This is a genomic window from Nocardia sp. NPDC023852, assembly GCF_040639505.1.
Lineage (GTDB): Bacteria > Actinomycetota > Actinomycetes > Mycobacteriales > Mycobacteriaceae > Nocardia.
Genome location: NZ_JBFAAB010000001.1, coordinates 577,470 through 596,684, shown reverse-complemented (window position 1 = coordinate 596,684; position 19,215 = coordinate 577,470). Strand labels below are relative to the sequence as shown.

The following is a 19,215-nucleotide window of genomic DNA, read 5'->3' as shown; positions in this document are numbered from 1 at the left end:
GTCGTCACACAGCCCGAACAACTCGGCGACCCGGCACCGCAGCCGGTCCGAAGGACGGACAACGATGTGAGCGACGCCTTCTACCTGCCCGATCCAGCGAATCCGCAGCGATTCGTCTCGACCGAGCTCACCCGCGGTCCCTGGTCGCCGGACGCCCAGCACGCGGGGCCACCTTCCGCGCTGCTCGGTCACGTGATCGAGCGGTGCGAGCCGCGTCCCGGGTTCCAGGTCGGGCGCGTCGCCGTCGAGATCCTCGGCCCCGTGCCGCTGGAACCGCTCACGGCGCAGGCCCACGTCACGCGTCCCGGCCGCAGCGTCGAGATGATCGAGGCGACGCTGTCCACGGGTCGCGGGCCGGTGCTGCGGGCGAATGCCTGGCGGTTCAAGCTGGCCGAGCCGGAATTGGCACTACCCGAACGCTTCCTGCCGACCGGCGCTCGCCCCGGACCCGAGCTGGCGGCGGCGCCCGCGCGATTCCCGTCCACCCAGCCGGTCGGCTTCCACACCGCCATCGACTACCGCTTCGTCACCGGCTCTTTCACCGAGCCGGGCCCGGCGATCTGCTGGATCCGGCTCAGATACCCCATCGTGGCGGGCACCGCCCCGAGCCCGCTCGAGCGCACTCTCGCCGCCGCCGACTCCGGCAATGGTGTCAGCGCGGTCCTCGACTGGTCCCGCTACCTGTTCATCAACACAGACCTGACAGTCACCCTGCATCGCCAGCCGACGGGCGAATGGGTCTGCCTCGACGCCGTCACCTATCCCCAACCGCACGGCATAGGACTGGCCGAATCCGCTCTCTACGACGAAGAGGGTCACCTGGGCCGCAGCACTCAGACCCTGTTCCTCGATACCCGGTAGCCGCTGTCATCTCGTTCAAGGACGGGTGGAGATCTGCTGGACAGCCCAGCCGTTGCCGTAACATGGCGCCCCACCGACAACGGAGTCGCGCATCCCGTTCTCCACCTCGGCTACGTCCTGGGGTTCATACCGGTGACCGCAAACATCTTGCGGTAGAGGATGTATCGCGCTGCAGCACCGCCCACGGCTCAGGCCTCGGCGCCGTCCGGTAGAACGCACCTTCGGGTGGCTGCACGCCTTCAAATGCTGCGGCCCCGCTACGAACGCCGCCCTGACATCCACCACGCCCTACTCGGCCTTGCGTGCTCACTCATCTGCCTCCGCAACTTCATTCTGAACTGAGTCTTTAGAGCGAACTCTTCGCACGGCCGCCTCCGATGCCCCGGGGCCGGGCCGTCGCCTGTGCCGATCGAGACACTCGCTTATGTCATCGAGACTCACGGCCATGGTTCGTCTCGCTTTCCGCTGTTGTACTGGATTCACCAATAGCTCAACAGCGTTCAGCCGAGGAGAGACACGTCATGAGAATCGCAGTTTTCGGAGCCACCAGCACCGTCGGTCGTCTGGTCGTCGAGCAGGCCTTGCGGGAGGGGCACGAGGTGACCGCGTTCACCCGGAGCGCGGCGAGCGTCGGGCAGCGGCACGAGCGGCTGCATGTGATGGAAGGCGATGTGCTGGACACGAATTCGGTAGAGCGTGCGGTGCGAGGTCAGGACGCGGTGCTGATCTCGCTCGGCAACGGCCGCAAGGGCGTGGTCCGGGCCGGAGGCACGAAGGCGGTCATCGAAGCGATGAACCGGACCGGGGTGAAGCGGCTGATCTGCCAGACCACCCTCGGCGTCGGCGACAGCAGAAGCAACCTGAACTTCCTGTGGAAGTACGTGCTGTTCGGTCTGCTGCTGCGCCAGGCCTACGCCGACCATGTCGAGCAGGAGGAGTACGTCCGTGCCAGCGACCTGGACTGGACGATCGTGCGACCGAGCGCCTTCACCGACGGACCGCGAACCGGCAGCTACCGGCGCGGCTTCCCCGCCGGGGAGCAGGGCCTCACCCTGAAGATCGCCCGGGCCGACATCGCGGACTTCATGGTCGAGCAGTTGTCCGACACGACCTACATCCGCCAGGCGCCAGGCATCTCGCACTGAGGATGGCGCACCATGGCCACGGGCGTTACGCCGCTCCCCACCGCGACCCACGCCCCGGAATCCGGGAGGGTGGGTCGCGGTCGTGTTACATCGCGTGCTCGTGCAACTCACCCCAGGCGGGGAAAGGGTCGGGATACGCGGCCCATGCGGCCGATCCCTCGGCGAGCTCCGCGTCGGTGAGCAGGGCAGCGTCGAGCAGCGCGCGCACCTTGTCGCGATCCAGCCTTATCCCGATGAAGACGATCTCCTGCCCCGGCCGCACCTCCAGCGACGACCACCATGCCGCGGGTTCGAAGACGAGGTTCGGCCCGGCCTGGGACCAGACCGCGGCCAGCGACGGCCGGCTCGCGATCCAGCAGAATCCTTTGCTGCGCAGTAGACCCCGCAGCTGTTCCAACGCTTCGGAAAGGCGCAGTGGATGGAACGGCCGGTCGGCGGTGTAAGTGAGACTGCGGATGCCGTACTCCTCGGTCTCCGGCGTGTGTCCGCCCGCCAGCTCCTCGGCCCATCCCTCTGCCTCGGCGGCTACCACCGGGTTGTAGCGGCCGGTGTCGAGCACCTCGGCCAGATCAACGACTCCGTTCCTGGTACGCAGGACGTGGGCGCGCGGATTGAGTGCGCGCACCGTGGCCTCCACCGCGCCCGCGGCCGCCTCGCTGACCAGGTCGGTCTTGTTGACCAGCAGCACGTCGGCGAACTCGACCTGGTCCACGAGCAGGTCGGCGATGGTGCGCGCGTCTCCTTCGCCCGCTTGCAGATTCCGCTCGGCCAGCGCCTGTCCGCGCGCCACCTCGGCGAGGAACGTCGAGGCGTCGACCACGGTCACCATGGTGTCCAGGCGCGCGATGTCGCCGAGCGCGAAGCCGTCCTCGAACTCCCAGTCGAAAGTCGCGGCCACGGGCATCGGCTCGGAAATACCGGTCGACTCGATCACCAACTGATCGAACCGGCCCTCCCTGGCGAGCCGGGCGACGGCTTCGATCAGATCCTCGCGCAGCGTGCAGCAGATGCAGCCGTTGGTCAGCTCGACCAGCTTCTCCTGGGTGCGATCGAGGTGACCCTGCCCGGCGACCAGCGCGGCGTCGATATTGACCTCGCTCATGTCGTTGACGATGACCGCCACTCGACGGCCCTCTCGGTTGGCGAGGATGTGGTTGAGCAGCGTGGTTTTGCCCGCACCGAGAAAACCGGAGAGCACGGTGACGGGAAGCAGGTCGGATCTCATGACTTAATGATAACGATTTTCATTTTCCGTCATCGGCGGGGCCCGGTTGCCCGTGGCGTCACGGCCGGACCGCCGTAGGGTTTGTCTGGTGAAACTGCTGCCATTGCCCGCCGAGGGGCAAACCCCCGTCCGGGCGCTCACCATTGCCGGTACGGATTCCGGCGGAGGCGCCGGAATCCAGGCCGACACCCGCACCATGGCACTGTGCGGCGTCCATGCGCTGGTGGCAGTGGCGGCGGTGACCGTGCAGAACTCGGTGGGGGTCAGCGGTTTTCATGAAATTCCGCCGCAGGTCGTGGCCGATCAGGTGCGTACCGTCGCCGGCGATATCGGTGTAGGCGCCGCCAAGACCGGCATGCTGGCCTCCACCCCGATCATCGAGGCGGTCGCTGCGGTATGCCAGGAGGTCGGCATCGGCCGTGACGGCCGGATTCCGTTGGTCGTCGACCCGGTCGCGGCATCGATGCACGGCGATCCGCTGCTGCATGAGGAAGCGCTCGACGCGGTCCGCCAGACGCTGATCCCGCTCGCAACCGTGGTGACGCCGAACCTGGACGAGGTCAGGCTGATCACCGGCATCGACGTCGACGACGAGGATTCGGCGCGGCGCGCGGCCGAGGCGCTGCACAAACTCGGGCCGAAGTGGGCGATCGTCAAGGGCGGGCACCTGCGCTCCTCGGAGTACAGCACCGACCTGCTGTTCGACGGCGAACAGTTTCTGGAGTTCACCGCCCCGCGGATCGTGACCGGCAACGACCACGGCGGCGGCGACACACTGGCTGCCGCGATCGCCTGCGCGCTCGCCCACGGCTACCCGGTCCCCGAAGCCGTGGAGTTCGCCAAAGAATGGACCTACCGCTGCCTCGCCGCGTCCTACGATCTCGGCGCGGGGCACGGCCCGGTGTCGCCGCTATGGCGACTGCACCACAGCTGACGCGACAGCAGCCTGTACCTGTTCTCCAGAATCCGGGTGCCGCATCAGACACCGTGATGTGAACCCGCGACTCATCTGGGTGGCGATCAGGTCGGCGGTGGGCCTTACGCCACGCAGAACTCGTTGCCCTCTGGATCCTGCATGATCCACCAGTGCCCGGCTGGCCCTTTGTTCACCTCTCGGACGCGGGTCGCCCCCAGGTCTTCCAGCCCGGCCACCAGCTTGTCGAGGCCGCCGGGTTCGCTGTGGATGTCGAGATGCAGGCGGTTCTTGCCCGTCTTGCCCTCGGGCACGTCCTGGAAGAGCAGTCGTCGGCCGCGGCCGACGCCGCTGGTTTCGTCGAACGGATCCTCGGGGTGGCGGATCGCCGCATAGCCGCGGAAGGTCTTGCGGCCGCGGTGCTCGGTGACTGCCTCCTCGTCGAGGTGGCCTGCGGCCAGCAGCTGCTCGATGAGAGCGCTGGGGTCTTCCACCTCGTACTCCAGGGCCGCGGCCCAGAAGTCCGCGAGGGCGGATGCGTGCGTGCTGTCGATAACCAGCTTCCAACTCGGTGCCATGTAACCCTTTATACTGGTTACATGGATTCTTCTGCAACCACGGGGCTGATGCTGCACTCCCATACCGGCGTCGCCTACCGGTTCGACCCCGGCGCGCTGTGCCTCGAGCTGCTGACCACCGGTGGTCCCGGCCCCTACCGTCGGTACGAGGTCCTGCACGAGCCTGCTGACCTGGCCGCCTGGGCGGACCGGTCGCGGCTGACCCCGACGCCCGCACTGGACATCTCCGCAGCCGAGGTGGCCTGCATGCGAAGGCTGCGCGACGCACTGTTCCGGGTGGTCATCGCCCATACGCGCAGCGAGCCCCACCCGCCCGGCGACCTGGAGATCATCAACGAGGCAGCCGCCCGTCCGGCCTTGACCCCCGCCATCACGCCGACCGGGCAGCGGCAGTGGGCCGGAACCCCCAGCGGCACGCACTTGGCGGCCTCCGTCGCCCAGGACGCCGTCGAGCTGTTGACCGGCCCTTTCGCGCGCCGCATCCGCACCTGCGCTGCCGAGGACTGCCACCTCATCTATGTCGACACTTCACGCCCCGGCCGCCGCCGCTGGTGCTCCATGGAGCACTGCGGCAACCGCCACAAGGTCAGGGCGCTGCGCGCCCGTCACACCGAGCAAAGGTGACCGCCATGCCGGCGCGGCAACATTTAGTGTCGGTGGGCGCTGCGATACTGAAGACGTCGCAAACACAGTTGGCTTCAACGGCGAAGCGAACAGAACAACGGCGTTCGGTGTGGTTGCGGCGAACCGACCTCGGCGCCTACCCGGGCGGCGCCACGGTCTCTCGGGAAAATGCGAGGTCAGCGGAAGGTCGGCATCGATAGCGATGCCGTCGAGCCGGGAATTCGTCTCCACCAGCGCGGAGATGATCTCGGCACGATAGGCGACGAACTTTTCTCGGCATGGCCGGCGCCTCGAGCCGGTTCGCGCCGAGCCACCAGTCGGTCGCCAGGCGACTGCCCCGAAGATCGAATAGATGACGAGTTCTACGCTCGCGACCTCCACCGACTCGCGGTCCAGAACCTCGGCGGACAGCTCGGCCGTGCGATTCGCGGCCTGCCTGGCCGAGTGCAACGCACGCTCGGAATCGTCGGACCGCTGCGTGAAATGGCTGTGCAGCATGAACCGGAAGACATTCGGGTGCTGTGACACCACGAGCACGTATTCGGCAGCGCCTGCGGCGGATCAGTTCGCGGGCCGAGTCGCTGCGGGCTCGATCATCTGAGCGCCGAGCAGGAGCCCGGCGATCTCGACCGACCGCCGCGCGCCTACCTGAGCGAGTCGTCCTCGCTCCGCCGCGTGGTCAACGCTTTTTGGGATCGGGGACGATGTCGCCGGCGGACTTGGACTTCTTCTCCGCTCGCTTTTCCTTCAGGGACTTCCCGGACTTCTTGGACATCGAGCTGCGCGGAGATTTGTCGGACAATCGTGGTCCTTTGCTCGGAGACCTGAATGGTCCCGGTGCCATTGACCGTACGCTACGCAGGCGCGCGAGGGGTGCGATCATGTCAGGCGCCCCTGCCCCCAGGAACCTCACAGCTGGAGCCCAGCTCCGTGGGAGTGTGGGAGCCGAGGGTAGTTCCCATGACCGAGACTGTGACCGTCGCGGCGGCGGAACGAACCGAGACCGAGACCACGGGTGCGCCCGTGCTAGACGTGGTGATACCCGTCTACAACGAGGAGGCCGACCTCGGCGTGTGTGTGCGCAGGCTGCACGCCTACCTGCGCGACGGGTTCCCATTCCCGGCGCGGATCACGGTAGCCGACAACGCGAGCACCGACGACACGCTTCAAGTCGCCCAACTACTCGCCGAAGAGTTGGACGATGTCCGCGTCGTGCACCTGGACGCCAAGGGTCGAGGACGGGCGCTGCGGGCGGTGTGGGAACGGTCCGACGCACAGGTGGTCGCCTATATGGACGTCGACCTGTCCACCGACCTCAACGCCCTGCTTCCCCTGGTCGCGCCGCTGATCACCGGACATTCCGACCTTGCCATCGGCACCCGGCTCAGCTCCTCGTCGCGGGTAGTGCGCGGACCGAAGCGCGAGATCATCTCCCGCTGCTACAACCTGCTGCTGAAAGCCTCACTGCGAGCACGCTTCTCGGACGCGCAGTGCGGTTTCAAGGCGATGCGCACAGTCGTCGCGCGGCGCCTGCTGCCGCTGGTGCGCGACGGGGAGTGGTTCTTCGACACCGAACTGCTCGTGCTCGCCGAGCGAGCCGGGCTGCGCATCCACGAGGTGCCGGTGGACTGGATCGACGACCCGGACAGCCGGGTCGACATCATCGACACGGCGCGCAAGGACTTACTCGGAATCGGCCGGCTCGGAAGGGCGCTGGCCACCGGGGCGCTGCCGCTGGAGGAACTACGCAGGGCCGTGGGCCGGGAACCGCTGGTTCCCGGTGTGCCACTGGGCATGGTCGGGCAGCTGGTGCGCTTCGCGATTGTGGGCGTGCTGAGCACGCTGGCCTATTTGCTGCTTTACATTGTGCTGCAATCGTTTACCGGCGCACAGGTGGCGAACTTCGTGGCGCTGCTGCTCACGGCAGTGGCGAATACCGCGGCCAATCGGGCGTTCACCTTCGGCGTGCGCGGCTCGACCGGCGCGGTCTCGCACCAGTTCCAAGGGCTGGTGATCTTCGGGATCGGGTTGACGCTGACCAGCGGGTCGCTGTTCACGCTGCATCGCTGGGCGCCGGGAGCTTCGGTGCACGTGGAACTCTTCGTACTGGTACTGGCCAACCTGGTGGCCACGCTGTTGCGGTTCGTCGGACTGAGATGGGTGTTCCGCAACAGTGCCGGCGCGGATCGCGCGATCGCCGCCGATCTGCATGCCGAATACGCCGCCGGCCCTCTTGCGCTCGCCGAGTCGGTTCCGGTTCGGACCGCTCAGAAGTCCGTTCGCATCACGCTCGATACCGAAGGAGACCGTTGATGACGGCGACGCTCGCTCCGCCACCGGTCGCGACATCACCGCAACCGGTCCCGAAACGCGATGTGCGGTGGGAATACCCGGCGCTGGCGACGCTCCTGATCGGCACCGCGGTCGCCTATCTGTGCAATCTGAGCGCCAACGGGTGGGCCAACTCGTTCTATTCCGCTGCCGTGCAGGCGGGCTCGGTGTCGTGGAAGGCGTTCTTCTTCGGATCGTCGGACGCGGCGAACTCGATCACCGTAGACAAACCACCCGCCTCGCTGTGGCTGATGGAGCTGTCGGTGCGCGCGTTCGGGCTCAACAGCTGGAGCATCCTGGTGCCCGAGGTGCTGCTCGGCGTGGGCAGCGTAGCGCTGGTGTGGGCGACGGTGCGCAGGTCGTTCGGACCCGCCGCCGGATTGATCGCCGGGTTGGTGCTCGCGGTGACTCCCGTCGCGGCGCTGATGTTCCGGTTCAACAACCCCGATGCACTGTTGGCATTCCTGATGGTTGCCGCGGCCTGGGCAATGACGCGAGCAGTGGAGGACGGCCGCTGGCGCTGGCTGGTGTCGACCGGCGCGCTGATCGGATTGGGCTTCCTCACGAAGCAATTGCAGGTGCTGCTGGTGGTTCCGGCGCTGGCGCTGACCTATCTGATCGCGGGTCCGCCGAAGCTCGGCAAACGGATCGTGCAACTGTTCGCGGCGGGCGCCGCGATGGTGGTCGCCGCGGGCTGGTGGCTGTTGGCCGTGGAACTGTGGCCCACATCCTCGCGGCCGTGGATCGGTGGCTCGCATGAGAATTCCATCCTGGAGCTGACGCTTGGTTACAACGGCCTCGGTCGACTCAACGGCAATGAGCGCGGCAGCGTCGGACCCGGCGGCGACCTTCCGGCCGGCGGGAACGGGATGTGGGGCAGCCCTGGCATCACCCGCATGTTCGAGCCCGCGCAGGGCGGTCAGATCGCCTGGCTGATCCCGGCGGCACTCGTCGCGATCGTCACCGGAATTCTTCTCTGCGGCAAAGCTGTCCGGACCGACCGCCAGCGCGCCTCGCTCATCCTGTGGTGCGGCTGGCTGCTGGTGACCGGGCTGGTGTTCAGCTTCATGGCGGGCATCTTCCACCCGTACTACACGGTGGCCCTGGCTCCGGCGATCGCCGCACTCGTCGGTGCGGGCGCGGTACTGCTGTGGCGTGAACGGCGTCGGCTGTGGGTGCGGCTCGGCATGGCGCTCGCGGTGGGTCTCACTACGGCGACCGCGTGGATGCTGTTGTCTCGCAGCGCCGAATGGCAGCCATGGCTGCGCTGGACCGTGCTGGTCGTCGGCGTGCTCGCGACGATCGCGGTCGTCGTCCCCACGCCCCGGAAACTGGCCGTTGTTTCGGCATTGGCGGTCGCGTTCACCGGACTCGCCGGGCCGGTTGCCTATGCCGTCGACGCTATCGCCACCACGCATGCGGGATCGATGCCCTCGGCCGGTCCGAATGTTGCGATGCGCGGGAACCGACCGCCGTGGGGCGAGGGGATGAACGGTGGCCGTGGCGACGGGCAGGGGATGAACGGTCGCGCCGGACAGATGCCCGGTGGCACCGTATCGGATGGGCGCTCGCCGGGGACCGTGCGGATGCCCGGTGGGCCGCAGGGCACGATGCCCGGTGGGCAGGCGCCTGGTGGCGCAGGTTCGATGCCGAGTGGGCCGCCGCCTGATGCGGGATCGCAGGACACGATGCCCGACGGGCAGCAGACTCCGCAGAGTACTGAGCAGATGCCCAGCACCGGTCCGCAAGGTATGCCCGCCGGCACGGCGGCAGCTGGCGGTCCAGGCCAGAATGGCGGACCCGGCGGCCTGCTCCAGGCCAGCCGGCCCAGCGCGCAGGTGGTGTCACTGCTCGACCAGAACGGCGGCGAATACACGTGGGTAGCCGCGTCGATCGGGTCGAACAGCGCCGCCGGCTTCCAGTTGGCCACCGAACTACCCGTGATGCCGATCGGCGGCTTCAACGGCAGCGACCCGTCGCCGACGCTGGAGCAGTTCAAACAGTATGTCGCAGAAGGAAAGATCCACTACTTCATCGGCGGCAACCGCGGCGGACCCGGTTCTTCCAGCAACTCCACCAGCGCGCAGATCGCACAGTGGGTGCAGGAGAACTTCACCGCCACAGAGGTGGACGGCGTCACCCTGTACGACCTGACCGCCACTCACTGAACCTCGCGATGCGCCCCGCTCCAATCCCGGGCACGCATCGCGACCCCAGCGTTCAGCACAACCCCTGATCCCGCTGAACACCGCATCCGCACCGGCGCCGCATCTCGGCGCCGGTGCGGATCGCGTCAGGGGCGAGGGCAGAAGCATGTTGGTCCTGCACGGCAAGGGCAACAAGGACCGGACGACCCCGTTCCCGGACACGCTCGCGCAGCAGATTCGAGCTGACGCACCCGGCTGCTCGTCCGGCATCGGCTCGGCTCGTCCTTCTACTGCGGCTGATGCCGAGATCCGAGTTTTGTCGTCCACCCATATAGCGGGCATAGGCAGTGATTTGTCGACCAAATGGAGATCCACAACACCTCGTAGGAGCACCAACCTGGCGGGATTCTCATCGAACCGATCTGAATTGGCATGGCGGCAGGCGGGTCACGGAATAGGCTCTCGGCTACTATCAGCATCCATGTCCGTCTACCTCGTGACCGGTGCCGCAGGCTTCATCGGAGCGAATTACGTTCACCGTTTGCTGGAGTGGGAGCCCGCCGCCGAGGTAGTGGCGGTCGATTACATCGGTTTCGCAGGTAATACGGCAAACCTGAATCCGGTGGCCGACCGCGTCGTTTTCGAACAGGCCGATATCGCCGAGCTGGGAACCATGGAGGCTGTCTACCGGCGGTATCGACCGGATTTCGTCGTAAACTTCGCGGCGGAGTCGCACAATGACCGTGCGATCCTCGGCCCGTCGGCGTTTATGCGCAGCAACGCCCTCGGCGCCCAGGTGATGGCCGAGTGCAGTCGCCTTATCCCAGTACGGTCGCACGTGCACGTATCGACGATCGAGGTGTACGGCGAACTGGCAGCCGGAAACCAATGGTTTACCGAGCGCTCCCCACTGAACGCGAAAACCCCCTACAGCGCGGCCAAAGCGGCCGGAGATCAGATGGTGCGCGCCTACATGCAGACCTATCCGGAAATGAACATCCGGATGACACACTGCGCCAACAACTACGGCCCGTATCAACTACCAGAGAAGCTGATCCCGCTGGCGGTGACGAACGTGCTCCGCGGGCGCAAGGTGCCCGTCTACGGCGACGGCCTGCAAAGCCGGGACTGGCTACACGTCACCGATCACTGCGCTGCTGTACATCGTGTCCTGCACGCAGAGCTGGACGCGATCCCGGCGGAGGCGGCCACCGATCCAGGCTTGTTGCCGATCTTCGACATCTCGGCTCGCTGCGAAGTCACCAACCTCGATATCGCGCGCATGGTCGTCACCACGCTCGGACGTGACCCGGGCGCGTGGATCGAGCACATCCCCGACCGCCCGAACCACGATCGCCGCTACCTGATCAACCCGGAGAAGATCGAATCACAGTTGGGCTGGCAACCAACGCACGACTTCACCACCGGGATCGAAGACACGGTCACCTGGTATGCCGAGCACCGCGACTGGTGGGAACAGATCATCGCCGACAAGGGCGAACTCGGCTTCGACTGGAGCCAAGCAGCCGCACCCCGAGCGTCACGGTAGCTTCTGGCCGGCCTGGGCTATGGATGTGCGGATGATCTCGATGACCCGATCGACGATGTCGTCGGTCATTCCCCGCCACAGCGGCAGGCAGATGTGACGGTCCGCGAAATCGTTTGCAGCCGGAAAGCTCTCGGCTATCCACGTACGCCGATGCGCTGAGCGAGACTGCGCAGCGGTCCTGACGGTCCTTCGCCAACAGCTCACCCACAACCTGCTTCAGTAGAGACTTTCCTTGGTGTCCATACCCAGTCGCCCGGCGACCTCCCCCGCGGCATCCGCCAGGCTTGCCGAGGCTACCGAATGAACGACTGTACCTTGAGCCTCGACATGGGACACCGGCCTGTTCGGACCGCTACAGCACGCGCCGCAACTACTAGATTCCGTGACACCAAGACCAGCACGAGGGGAGGGCCCAGCGAGTGGACGACGAACAGATCGGTTTCGAGATCGAATTCGATGATAAGACCCAAGCATTCCTCGATTGGGTAGCATCCGACCGCATGGAAACGCGAGTGCGGGAATTCCTCACGAAGACTGCTCCGGATATGCCCGACGATTCGGAATGGTGGAAACCGCCGCTGTCGACCCAAATAATGGAAGCAGCAAAAGCGTTGTTCTGCGACCTGGCCGGATTCCTCGCGTCCGAAAATTACGAATTCGCCGACGGATTCGTTCGTTTTCTCGGCGAATGTTATGTGCGGCGTGGCGGTATGACATGGACGAACCGTCCCGAGTGGGGTCCGCCTCTGTATGCAAATTTTGGCCCTGCCGTGGATGGCGACGATACCCGCGGCATGGCTTGGATAGCGAAGATTCTGTTCAAAGACGATGGCCCCGAGAGGATTGAAGACAACATTACTGATGCTGCACGACAAACGCGGAAATCTCGGACAGTAAGATAATGATCTGACTCTCTTCTCGTAAATGGGTGGGCGCAGCCGTGCGGGTGCCGGATCAGTACAGGCCGAGTAACTTGCCCATCCACGTAAGAGCCGCCTCACGGTCATTTTTTGCGATCGTTCGAGTGGCATAGGTCGGCTTACTGACGAAGCGGCGCGAACCTGCGCCAGTCTCCGGTCGCACGGTCCACCACCCCATCTCGCGCCTCAGTTGGTACCCGCGTCCTGCATCTTGCGGGTGTAGCCGCCGCGTTCGGGGACGCGACAGCGCGCGGGCGGCTCCTGCTACTCGAGCACGCAAGCTGATTTTGCCTCGATAGTCGGCATAGCGTCCCGACAGTCGCAACATCTGATCCTCTATCCGCAATCGGAGGGAAAGACGGTCTTTCGTCGGAGTTTTGACTGAAATCGTACGGCCTGCCCTGGATCGTACCGCGCGCGTTGGAGAAGATTCGCCAAACTCCGGGCGCGCAAGGGGCGGTGGCGGTATAGGTCTGACGCGCCGTAGGGACGATGGCGCTTTTGGCCGGTGCGCCCATGTACTGCCATTGGCCGGAAGCGTCGCGCCGTTGCAGGCTCAGGTAGTAGTTGTGCGTCAGCGCAGCATCGGCGGGTACGGCGGTGCACGCGGCCCATCCGCACCCCCTCGATATGCGGCATCAGAATCGTCGGCTTGCTAAAAGTGAACCCGTTGTCACACAGAGCTCTCTTTACCAGTGTCGGCCCGCTGGGACTGGCGTTCGCGACGTTGCCGCTTGTGCCCGAGATCGGTGTCGCGGCGAGCGCGACGACGATGACGGAAAGTCGAGAAATGTTGTAGCACAATGGATTTCCCCCATTCTTTGTTGCAGGAGCAGCCAATACCGCTCAGTACTCTCCTGATGTGATCCGTTCGCTTCGATGTCGACCCTCATTCCTGCTGCCCGGCTGATGCCGGGAAGGCCTACGGGTGCCATCCAGGTTTGTCGTCTACCCATATGGCGGGCATCGGTAGTGATTTGTCGACCACAATGCAGATCCACAACACCTCGTAGGAGAGGTGGTGACGTGCCTTCATCTGCGCGGTGTCGAGGTAGACATCCGGTTCGGCGCGGACATAGGGCCGCACCGACGGAGACCAGTCCTCGGCGCATTCGACCGTCCAGCCGGGGCGCTCTTGCTCGCCGAGGACCACATCCGGGCCGGGCACCCACACGGGACCGTGCTGCCGCCACCGGGACAGGGAGCGGTGGTCGACGCTGGCGTAGTTCGCGAACTCCGTCAACCCGATATAGCGGGGAGCCGCCGAGCGGCGTTCAGCGGTCAGCCGATGGTTGGTACGCGTCCTCATCGGTCGAGATCCGTGTCGTCAAGGTCGATGGCCCGGCCGTCGCAACCGATACGCGCCGACAGTCCGTCGTCGCGCTGCAGCATGGCCCGAGGTTCGTCCAGGTTCCGATCCGGGTCCCATAGAATCCGCCAGTCACTCATCATCGCCGGCTCCGAAGCTGTAGTAAGCGGACGCGGTGAGGTATTGCAGGCAGCGGGGGCCGTGGCCGCCGTGGTCTTTGAGAACGAACCTTGCCTGCTCGAGTGAGGTCGGCGGAATGTCGGCGGTGCAGTCGCGGTGCTGGGCACGCCACCGATCGATCCGCGCGAGGTAAGTGCTCACCGCAGGGCTCGCGATGGCTTGACGAGTTTGGCAGCGACGAGGACATCGAGCGCGGCGGCCTTGTCGGCGCACGTTTCGGTGTCGCAGCTGATCCGCGCCTGCCACACCAGGTGTGCGTCCTCCGGGGTGTACGGGACATCCGGTGCGAAGTGGCACGCTTCGACGCCTTCCACGGGCTGATCAAAGAAACAGATCGTGCCGTAGACGAGGCCGGCTACGGCGAAGGCGATCAAGAGAGCTGTGGGCATTGGGGCTATACCCCCTCTTGGACGCGTTGCGCGTGCACGTCGGGCTGGTCCGCCCACTCGCGGATGCCGTCTCCGAAACGTGCTGCCACCTCGAGCGATGGCGGGCTGTAGTCGGCGGCAACTGGCTCACTGTGGTCGAACGGAATTCGCTGCGGTGGTCCTGCTTTGGGCATTTGGTCTATACCCCCGGGGCGCGTGTGGTGTTGTGGAGTTGGATGCGCCCGACGCCGGGGATAGTTGGTTCGCGATGCGTACGAACTCTCACCTTGGCCGCCACTTCCGATAGTCGGCCGCCCGTCATCGGGAGCTGACACTCACGTTAAGAGCTGGTGAAGACCTGAATGTGCTCTGATTGTGCTTTCTGTCGGTGCTACCGTTGACCGGGTGAAAAAGAGTGACGAGGTCGGCGCGAACATCGCCCGCATCCGCAACATCCGCGGCATGACTCAGCACCAGTTGGCTGCACTGGCGAATGTTGGACGCGACTACCTCGCGCACGTCGAGAGGGGCAAGAAGGCCCCGACCGCAGTGTGGGTGGGCGTCGTTGCCGCCGCTCTCGGGGTGGATGCATGCATCCTGTACGGCGCCGAAAGCGAGGCCGAGCAGATCGACCGCATCGCACCGACCGTCCGGCGGGTTCTGGCCGCGGTGGAATTCCCGCCCGATATCGATGCGGAACCGTTGGAAGTTCTGCGCCCGCAGGTCGAGCAGGTCGGCAAGTGGCGTCACGCCGCTGCCTACGCCAAGATCGTCGACGTCCTCCCGGACCTTGTGGATCAGCTGCTCGTTGCAGGACTCCGCGACGGAGCACCGGCCTATGCGTTGCTCACGTCCGTGCTCCGGGCCGCGAACACATTGGGGCACAAGACCGGCCACTACGATCTATCTCTGTTGGCAACCAACTACATGGTTAGCGCGGCATCCCAAGCAGACGACCCGCTGTTGCTAGCCACCACCCAGTACGTGAAATCGGCTGCCCTAGCCCGGGTCGGCGCGACCGAACAAGCTGTGCGCTTGACGGACCGCACGATCAGCGAGGTCGAACCACTCGCGGATGACGAGACCGCCGCGGCGGTGCTGTGTGCGCTTCACATGCGCCGCGCAGGACTGGCATCTACCGCGTTTGATGCGGACACCACCGACACCCACTTCGCAGAAGCGCACATTCTCGGCGAACGGGTGGGCGACCGGCAGGTGCTGGGTACGGTGGTCGGCCCGACCAACGTGCGCCTGTTCGAACTGTCCTCCGCGGTCGACTTGGGTCGGGTACCCAAAGCGCTGGAGCTAGCGGATGAGACGGAACTGCCGACGGGCTACCCACGGGAACGGCAGGCACATTTCTGGCTGGACAAGGCGCGCGCACACCTGAGCGCGGGCGACCCTGATCGCGCGATCGAGGCTTTGGCGAACGCGAAGGAAGCAGCGCCGGAGTACTTCCAGAAGTCCCGTGCGGTCAAGACGGCCATCCGGACGACAGCGAGTCAGCAGCGACGCGCGAGCGGCAGTCTGCGTGCGTTGGCACACTACGCGGGGATCTCGGACTGATGGCGCTGCCGAATGAGCCCGGTGTATACCGGGATGTTCGGGGCGATGAATGGGTGCTGCACGAGGACCGGAGTTGGCAGTGGACGGCCCGGCGGATGACTGACGGCCGGATGTGGCCGGTGGCTGATCATCCGGGAATGGACGCGGAGGCGCTCGCTGCGTTGGGTCGTGTGCCTGGCGCGGAGGTGCTACCACTCCAGCGCGTCGAGGTAGGCGAAATGGACGAGGTCTGGTTCCGCAACTGATGGTCACATCAGAAGCGACGGGCGCCGATGAGAGGCATTGCGAAGCAAAGTCACGCCGTCACGATAGGTCGAGACGCAGATGCGGTGACATCGTCGCGAAAGGCTCGGTTGTCGCGTTCATTCGGTTAACTGTTGGCATCTCGCAGAACTCCAGCGATGATGATCGGGCATGTGACGGCTCCCCGCTGGGAGCCGGGGCCTCAGCCACCATCAGGTCACGCGTCCACCACGAAACAAACAGGGAAACAGTTGAATGCCATCATGAAACTGGCCGTGACGGTCATCAGCGCGCTGGTCGCTGCCGCGCTCACCGTCGGATTCGCGTCCACGGCGTCGGCCGCACCAGCGGAACAGGCCGAGCAGGCCGAGCAGGTCACCGCGTCATCGGGGGAAACGCCGCAGGTGTCGTACGTCAAGGTGTGTCTGCCGCCCGGCGACACCATCGAACTCAGGACGGGGTTGGGAGCGGCGGTCGGTGCTGCCGTCGGTGCGCTCATCGGCCTGCCGGTCTTCTTCGTGGGCGCGATTCCCGGAGCGATCATCGTCGGACTGATCGGCGCCGCCATCGGAGCGTCCTCGTACGCCATCGATTCCGGGCGGCTCGAGCAGCAAGGACTGTGCTAGCTCCGCTCAGCGCGGTGGGTGCAAGGCGGCGTGCAGGGTCGCCGCCCACTGCTCCACGATTCGTTTTCGGCGGGCCGAGTCGTCGGTGAGGACGTCGGCGAGTCCGAGGCCGCGGGCCAAATCGAGGGTCGCTTGGACCAGGTGGTGGGCGACGGGGTCGGAGTCGTCGGCACCGAGGGCCTTGACCGCGCGGCGGTGTGAGGCGCGTCCGAAGCGGGCCTCGAGCGGGACGATGCGTTCGCGCAGGGCCGGGTCCGCGGCCGCGTGGGTCCAGACCTGGAGGGCCGCCTTGAACAAGGGACTGGTGTAGGACTCGACCAGCCCCGCCACCACCGCCTCCGTGCGGGCGACGCCGCAGACCGGCTCCGGCAGCGTCGCCGCCTCCCCGATGGCCTGCCCGCTGCGGGTGTCGAACATGTACTCCAGCGCGGCAGTGATCAGGTCCTCCCTGGTCGGGAAGTGATGCTGCGCCGCGCCACGCGATACCCCCGCACGTTCGGCGACGACGGCGACTGTGGCTGCCGCCCAACCCATTTCGGCCAGGCAGTCGATGGTCGCCTCGAGCAGGCGCTGCCGAGTCGCTCGGCTGCGGTCCTGCTTGGGTTCGTGCGGAGTCGCCATGGGGGTCATTCTGCCCAGCTCGGGGGGCGACGCTGCAAGAAGGCAAGCATGCCTTCCTGCACCTCACTTGTGCCGAAGAACCCCGCCGAGCGTGCCGCGAGCTCCTCGGCCGACGCGTCGAACTCGGCGAGGATGCTCGCGTTCACCAAGCGTTTGGACTCGGCCAGCCCCTGGGGAGATCCCTTGCGCAACTCCGCGCACAGCCGCGCCACCTCGGCCGCCGGATCGTCGGCGGTGACTGTGACCAGGCCGATCTCCGCGGCCACGGCGGCGCCGAACTTCTCACCGGTCAGGTAGTACCTGCTGGCCGCGCGCGGACTGAGCCTGGGCAGCAGGGTCAGCGATATCATGAACGGCGCCAACCCGATTCGAACCTCGGTGAGCGCGAAACTGCTGTCCGGCCCGGCCACCACGAGGTCGCAGGCGGCGACGATGCCCATACCGCCCGCGCGGACATTGCCGTCGATCTGCGCGATCACCGGTTTCGGGATCTCCACGAGCCTGCGCAGCACCTCGATCATGACACGGGTGCGCTCGTCCGCGGCCACCGCGGGATCGGCGGTGCTCGCCTCACTCAGGTCCGCGCCCGCGCAGAAGGTGCTTCCGATGTGCGTGAGCACGATCGCGCGCACATTGTCGTCGGCGGTCGCGTCGTCGAGCCCGCGCAGCAGCTCGGCGACCAGCTTGGACGACAGTGCGTTGCGGTTGTGCGGCGAGTCGAGCGTGAGCGTCGCGACACCATTCGCCACTGTATAGCGGACGAACGGAACCGTCTCGGTCATCGATGGCCTTTCCTAGTAGGACTTCGGCAGGCCCAGCGAATACTGGGCGACGAAGTTCAGGACCATTTCCCGGCTGACCGGGGCGATGCGGCCGATGCGCGAGGCGGCGAGCATGGCGGCCAGCCCGACGTCACGGGTCAGACCGGAACCACCGTGGGTCTGGATGGCCTGGTCGAGTGCCCTGATACTGGCCTCCGCCGCGGCGTATTTCGCCATGTTGGCGGCCTCCGCGGCCCCCATTTCCTCGCCCGCGTCATAGAGGGTAGCGGCCTTCTGCATCATCAGCTTGGCCAGCTCGAGCTCGACCTTCACCTGCGCGAGCGGATGCGAAATGCCTTGGTGCGCACCGATCGGCGTCTTCCACACGGTGCGCTCCTTGGCGTATTCCACGGCACGGTCGATGGCGTAGCGGCCGAGGCCAACGGCCATGGCGGCACCCATGATGCGCTCCGGGTTCAGACCCGCGAACAGCTGCATCAGCGCCGCGTCCTCCTTGCCGACCAGCGCGCTGGACGGCAGCCGGACGTCGTCGAGGAACAGGTTGTACTGGTGGTCCGGCTCGATGATGTCCATCTCCTGCGCCGTCTTGGTGAAGCCCTCGGCGTCGGTCGGCACGATGAACAGGGCGGGCTTCAGCTTGCCGGTCTTGTGGTCCGCTGTCCTGGACACGATCAGCACGGCCTCGGCCTGGTCCACGCCCGAAATAAAGATCTTGCGGCCGTTGAGGATCCAGTCCTCGCCGTCGCGGCGCGCGGTCGTGGTGATCTGGTGCGAGTTGGATCCCGCGTCCGGCTCGGTGATGCCGAAGACCATCGTGCCGGAGCCGTCGGCGAGCTTGGGCAGCCATTCCCGCTTCTGCGCGTCGGTGCCGTACTTGGTGATGATGGTGCCGCAGATGGCCGGGGAGACCACCATGAGCAGCAGACCGGCGCCCTGCGCGGAGAGTTCCTCCATCACCAGCGCGAGCTCGTACATGCCCGCGCCACCGCCGCCGTACTCCTCCGGCAGGTTCACGCCGAGAAAGCCGAGTTTGCCTGCCTCATCCCATAATTCGCTGAGCGGCTCGTTCTTGCGGGCTTTCGGCAGCACGTAGTCGCGGTAGTTGTACTTCCCGGCCAGTGCGGCGACGGCGGCCCGCAGCGCCTTCTGTTCGTCGGTTTCGATGAAGCTCATCAGTTCTCCTGTGTTCTGCGGAACGGTCGCACCCGGTCGGCGCGATCAGGCGCG

22 protein-coding genes and 1 pseudogene are annotated in these 19,215 nt (G+C 66.0%); 12 read left to right on the top strand and 11 right to left on the bottom strand.

From position 1 onward, the window contains the following. Positions 1-66: 66 nt before the first annotated feature. From AB0H00_RS02650 to AB0H00_RS02640, 3 genes and pseudogenes are all read left to right on the top strand, one after another. Positions 67-861, top strand: coding sequence for a thioesterase family protein (locus AB0H00_RS02650; protein ID WP_357259626.1), 795 nt, complete (start codon positions 67-69; stop codon positions 859-861). Between the two features lie 161 nt (positions 862-1,022). Continuing rightward, a pseudogene (locus AB0H00_RS02645) lies at positions 1,023-1,203 on the top strand (IS5/IS1182 family transposase); the annotation flags it as partial. Positions 1,204-1,382: 179 nt separating this feature from the next. After that, positions 1,383-2,006 carry an SDR family oxidoreductase gene (locus AB0H00_RS02640; RefSeq protein WP_357259623.1) on the top strand — a complete coding sequence of 208 codons (624 nt, stop codon included), beginning with the start codon at positions 1,383-1,385 and terminating at the stop codon, positions 2,004-2,006. Between the two features lie 85 nt (positions 2,007-2,091). On the opposite strand, the gene AB0H00_RS02635 is transcribed toward AB0H00_RS02640, so the two are convergent. After that, the gene (locus AB0H00_RS02635; protein WP_357259619.1) at positions 2,092-3,231 is read right to left on the bottom strand and encodes a GTP-binding protein; all 1,140 of its coding nucleotides are present in this window, start codon (positions 3,229-3,231) and stop codon (positions 2,092-2,094) included. An 88-nt stretch (positions 3,232-3,319) separates the two neighbouring features. Between AB0H00_RS02635 and thiD the strand changes: the two genes are divergently transcribed. Next, entirely contained in the window at positions 3,320-4,165 is an 846-nt protein-coding gene (thiD, locus tag AB0H00_RS02630) for a bifunctional hydroxymethylpyrimidine kinase/phosphomethylpyrimidine kinase (RefSeq protein ID WP_357259616.1), read from the top strand. Between the two features lie 104 nt (positions 4,166-4,269). Here the strand turns inward: thiD and AB0H00_RS02625 are convergent, their stop codons facing one another. After that, complete coding sequence (locus AB0H00_RS02625; RefSeq protein ID WP_357259613.1) at positions 4,270-4,722, bottom strand: VOC family protein; 453 nt, start codon at positions 4,720-4,722, stop codon at positions 4,270-4,272. A gap of 21 nt (positions 4,723-4,743) precedes the next feature. On the opposite strand from AB0H00_RS02625, the gene AB0H00_RS02620 reads away from it, so the two are divergent. Further along, the gene (locus AB0H00_RS02620; RefSeq protein ID WP_357259610.1) at positions 4,744-5,346 is read left to right on the top strand and encodes a CGNR zinc finger domain-containing protein; all 603 of its coding nucleotides are present in this window, start codon (positions 4,744-4,746) and stop codon (positions 5,344-5,346) included. Between the two features lie 679 nt (positions 5,347-6,025). Here AB0H00_RS02620 and AB0H00_RS02615 read toward each other — a convergent pair. After that, positions 6,026-6,148 (bottom strand): hypothetical protein, encoded by a 123-nt coding sequence (locus AB0H00_RS02615; protein WP_357259608.1) that lies wholly within the window; start codon positions 6,146-6,148, stop codon positions 6,026-6,028. Between the two features lie 158 nt (positions 6,149-6,306). Here AB0H00_RS02615 and AB0H00_RS02610 point away from each other — a divergent pair, with 158 nt between their 5' ends. From AB0H00_RS02610 to AB0H00_RS02600, 3 genes are all read left to right on the top strand, one after another. Then, complete coding sequence (locus tag AB0H00_RS02610; RefSeq protein ID WP_357259607.1) at positions 6,307-7,659, top strand: bifunctional glycosyltransferase family 2/GtrA family protein; 1,353 nt, start codon at positions 6,307-6,309, stop codon at positions 7,657-7,659. Further along, positions 7,659-9,845 carry a glycosyltransferase family 39 protein gene (locus tag AB0H00_RS02605; protein WP_357259605.1) on the top strand — a complete coding sequence of 729 codons (2,187 nt, stop codon included), beginning with the start codon at positions 7,659-7,661 and terminating at the stop codon, positions 9,843-9,845. Before AB0H00_RS02610 ends, AB0H00_RS02605 begins: the two co-directional genes overlap by 1 nt. 460 nt (positions 9,846-10,305) lie before the next feature. After that, entirely contained in the window at positions 10,306-11,373 is a 1,068-nt protein-coding gene (locus AB0H00_RS02600) for a GDP-mannose 4,6-dehydratase (RefSeq protein WP_357259602.1), read from the top strand. Here the strand turns inward: AB0H00_RS02600 and AB0H00_RS02595 are convergent. Beyond that, positions 11,365-11,577 carry a DegT/DnrJ/EryC1/StrS family aminotransferase gene (locus tag AB0H00_RS02595; protein WP_357259600.1) on the bottom strand — a complete coding sequence of 71 codons (213 nt, stop codon included), beginning with the start codon at positions 11,575-11,577 and terminating at the stop codon, positions 11,365-11,367. The genes AB0H00_RS02600 and AB0H00_RS02595 overlap by 9 nt on opposite strands. 215 nt (positions 11,578-11,792) lie before the next feature. Between AB0H00_RS02595 and AB0H00_RS02590 the strand changes: the two genes are divergently transcribed. Next, on the top strand, positions 11,793-12,275 hold the full coding sequence (locus AB0H00_RS02590; RefSeq protein ID WP_357259597.1) for a hypothetical protein: 483 nt from the start codon (positions 11,793-11,795) through the stop codon (positions 12,273-12,275). A 940-nt stretch (positions 12,276-13,215) separates the two neighbouring features. Here the strand turns inward: AB0H00_RS02590 and AB0H00_RS02585 are convergent. From AB0H00_RS02585 to AB0H00_RS02570, 4 genes are all read right to left on the bottom strand, one after another. Further along, the gene (locus AB0H00_RS02585; protein WP_357259594.1) at positions 13,216-13,602 is read right to left on the bottom strand and encodes a hypothetical protein; all 387 of its coding nucleotides are present in this window, start codon (positions 13,600-13,602) and stop codon (positions 13,216-13,218) included. Between the two features lie 132 nt (positions 13,603-13,734). Further along, positions 13,735-13,923: a hypothetical protein gene (locus AB0H00_RS02580; protein ID WP_357259591.1), complete on the bottom strand. Its 189-nt coding sequence runs from the start codon at positions 13,921-13,923 to the stop codon at positions 13,735-13,737. Continuing rightward, entirely contained in the window at positions 13,920-14,171 is a 252-nt protein-coding gene (locus tag AB0H00_RS02575; RefSeq protein WP_357259588.1) for a hypothetical protein, read from the bottom strand. The genes AB0H00_RS02580 and AB0H00_RS02575 overlap by 4 nt, the downstream gene beginning before the upstream one ends. A 5-nt stretch (positions 14,172-14,176) precedes the next feature. Beyond that, the gene (locus AB0H00_RS02570; protein ID WP_357259585.1) at positions 14,177-14,344 is read right to left on the bottom strand and encodes a hypothetical protein; all 168 of its coding nucleotides are present in this window, start codon (positions 14,342-14,344) and stop codon (positions 14,177-14,179) included. A 211-nt stretch (positions 14,345-14,555) separates the two neighbouring features. On the opposite strand from AB0H00_RS02570, the gene AB0H00_RS02565 reads away from it, so the two are divergent. From AB0H00_RS02565 to AB0H00_RS02555, 3 genes are all read left to right on the top strand, one after another. After that, positions 14,556-15,716, top strand: coding sequence for a helix-turn-helix transcriptional regulator (locus AB0H00_RS02565; protein ID WP_357259582.1), 1,161 nt, complete (start codon positions 14,556-14,558; stop codon positions 15,714-15,716). Then, the gene (locus AB0H00_RS02560) at positions 15,716-15,961 is read left to right on the top strand and encodes a hypothetical protein (RefSeq protein WP_357259580.1); all 246 of its coding nucleotides are present in this window, start codon (positions 15,716-15,718) and stop codon (positions 15,959-15,961) included. Before AB0H00_RS02565 ends, AB0H00_RS02560 begins: the two co-directional genes overlap by 1 nt. 261 nt (positions 15,962-16,222) lie before the next feature. After that, on the top strand, positions 16,223-16,585 hold the full coding sequence (locus AB0H00_RS02555; RefSeq protein ID WP_357259577.1) for a hypothetical protein: 363 nt from the start codon (positions 16,223-16,225) through the stop codon (positions 16,583-16,585). Between the two features lie 6 nt (positions 16,586-16,591). Here the strand turns inward: AB0H00_RS02555 and AB0H00_RS02550 are convergent, their stop codons facing one another. The 3 genes from AB0H00_RS02550 to AB0H00_RS02540 are packed head-to-tail and all read right to left on the bottom strand — an operon-like array spanning position 16,592 to position 19,161. Beyond that, positions 16,592-17,206 (bottom strand): TetR/AcrR family transcriptional regulator, encoded by a 615-nt coding sequence (locus AB0H00_RS02550; RefSeq protein ID WP_357259574.1) that lies wholly within the window; start codon positions 17,204-17,206, stop codon positions 16,592-16,594. 5 nt (positions 17,207-17,211) lie between these two features. Then, complete coding sequence (locus AB0H00_RS02545) at positions 17,212-17,988, bottom strand: enoyl-CoA hydratase family protein (protein WP_357259571.1); 777 nt, start codon at positions 17,986-17,988, stop codon at positions 17,212-17,214. Between the two features lie 12 nt (positions 17,989-18,000). Next, positions 18,001-19,161, bottom strand: a complete 1,161-nt coding sequence (locus tag AB0H00_RS02540; protein ID WP_357259569.1) for an acyl-CoA dehydrogenase family protein — start codon at positions 19,159-19,161, stop codon at positions 18,001-18,003. Between the last annotated feature and the right edge of the window lie 54 nt (positions 19,162-19,215).

Bases quoted from the DNA above. Each gene is read 5' to 3' on its own strand.
- AB0H00_RS02640 (WP_357259623.1), top strand. From the start codon at position 1,383: ATGAGAATCGCAGTTTTCGGAGCCACCAGCACCGTCGGTCGTCTGGTC.
- AB0H00_RS02635 (WP_357259619.1), bottom strand. From the start codon at position 3,231: ATGAGATCCGACCTGCTTCCCGTCACCGTGCTCTCCGGTTTTCTCGGT.
- AB0H00_RS02625 (WP_357259613.1), bottom strand. From the start codon at position 4,722: ATGGCACCGAGTTGGAAGCTGGTTATCGACAGCACGCACGCATCCGCC.
- AB0H00_RS02620 (WP_357259610.1), top strand. From the start codon at position 4,744: ATGGATTCTTCTGCAACCACGGGGCTGATGCTGCACTCCCATACCGGC.
- AB0H00_RS02610 (WP_357259607.1), top strand. From the start codon at position 6,307: ATGACCGAGACTGTGACCGTCGCGGCGGCGGAACGAACCGAGACCGAG.
- AB0H00_RS02605 (WP_357259605.1), top strand. From the start codon at position 7,659: ATGACGGCGACGCTCGCTCCGCCACCGGTCGCGACATCACCGCAACCG.
- AB0H00_RS02600 (WP_357259602.1), top strand. From the start codon at position 10,306: ATGTCCGTCTACCTCGTGACCGGTGCCGCAGGCTTCATCGGAGCGAAT.
- AB0H00_RS02585 (WP_357259594.1), bottom strand. From the start codon at position 13,602: ATGAGGACGCGTACCAACCATCGGCTGACCGCTGAACGCCGCTCGGCG.
- AB0H00_RS02575 (WP_357259588.1), bottom strand. From the start codon at position 14,171: ATGCCCACAGCTCTCTTGATCGCCTTCGCCGTAGCCGGCCTCGTCTAC.
- AB0H00_RS02570 (WP_357259585.1), bottom strand. From the start codon at position 14,344: ATGCCCAAAGCAGGACCACCGCAGCGAATTCCGTTCGACCACAGTGAG.
- AB0H00_RS02560 (WP_357259580.1), top strand. From the start codon at position 15,716: ATGGCGCTGCCGAATGAGCCCGGTGTATACCGGGATGTTCGGGGCGAT.
- AB0H00_RS02555 (WP_357259577.1), top strand. From the start codon at position 16,223: ATGAAACTGGCCGTGACGGTCATCAGCGCGCTGGTCGCTGCCGCGCTC.
- AB0H00_RS02550 (WP_357259574.1), bottom strand. From the start codon at position 17,206: ATGGCGACTCCGCACGAACCCAAGCAGGACCGCAGCCGAGCGACTCGG.
- AB0H00_RS02545 (WP_357259571.1), bottom strand. From the start codon at position 17,988: ATGACCGAGACGGTTCCGTTCGTCCGCTATACAGTGGCGAATGGTGTC.
- AB0H00_RS02540 (WP_357259569.1), bottom strand. From the start codon at position 19,161: ATGAGCTTCATCGAAACCGACGAACAGAAGGCGCTGCGGGCCGCCGTC.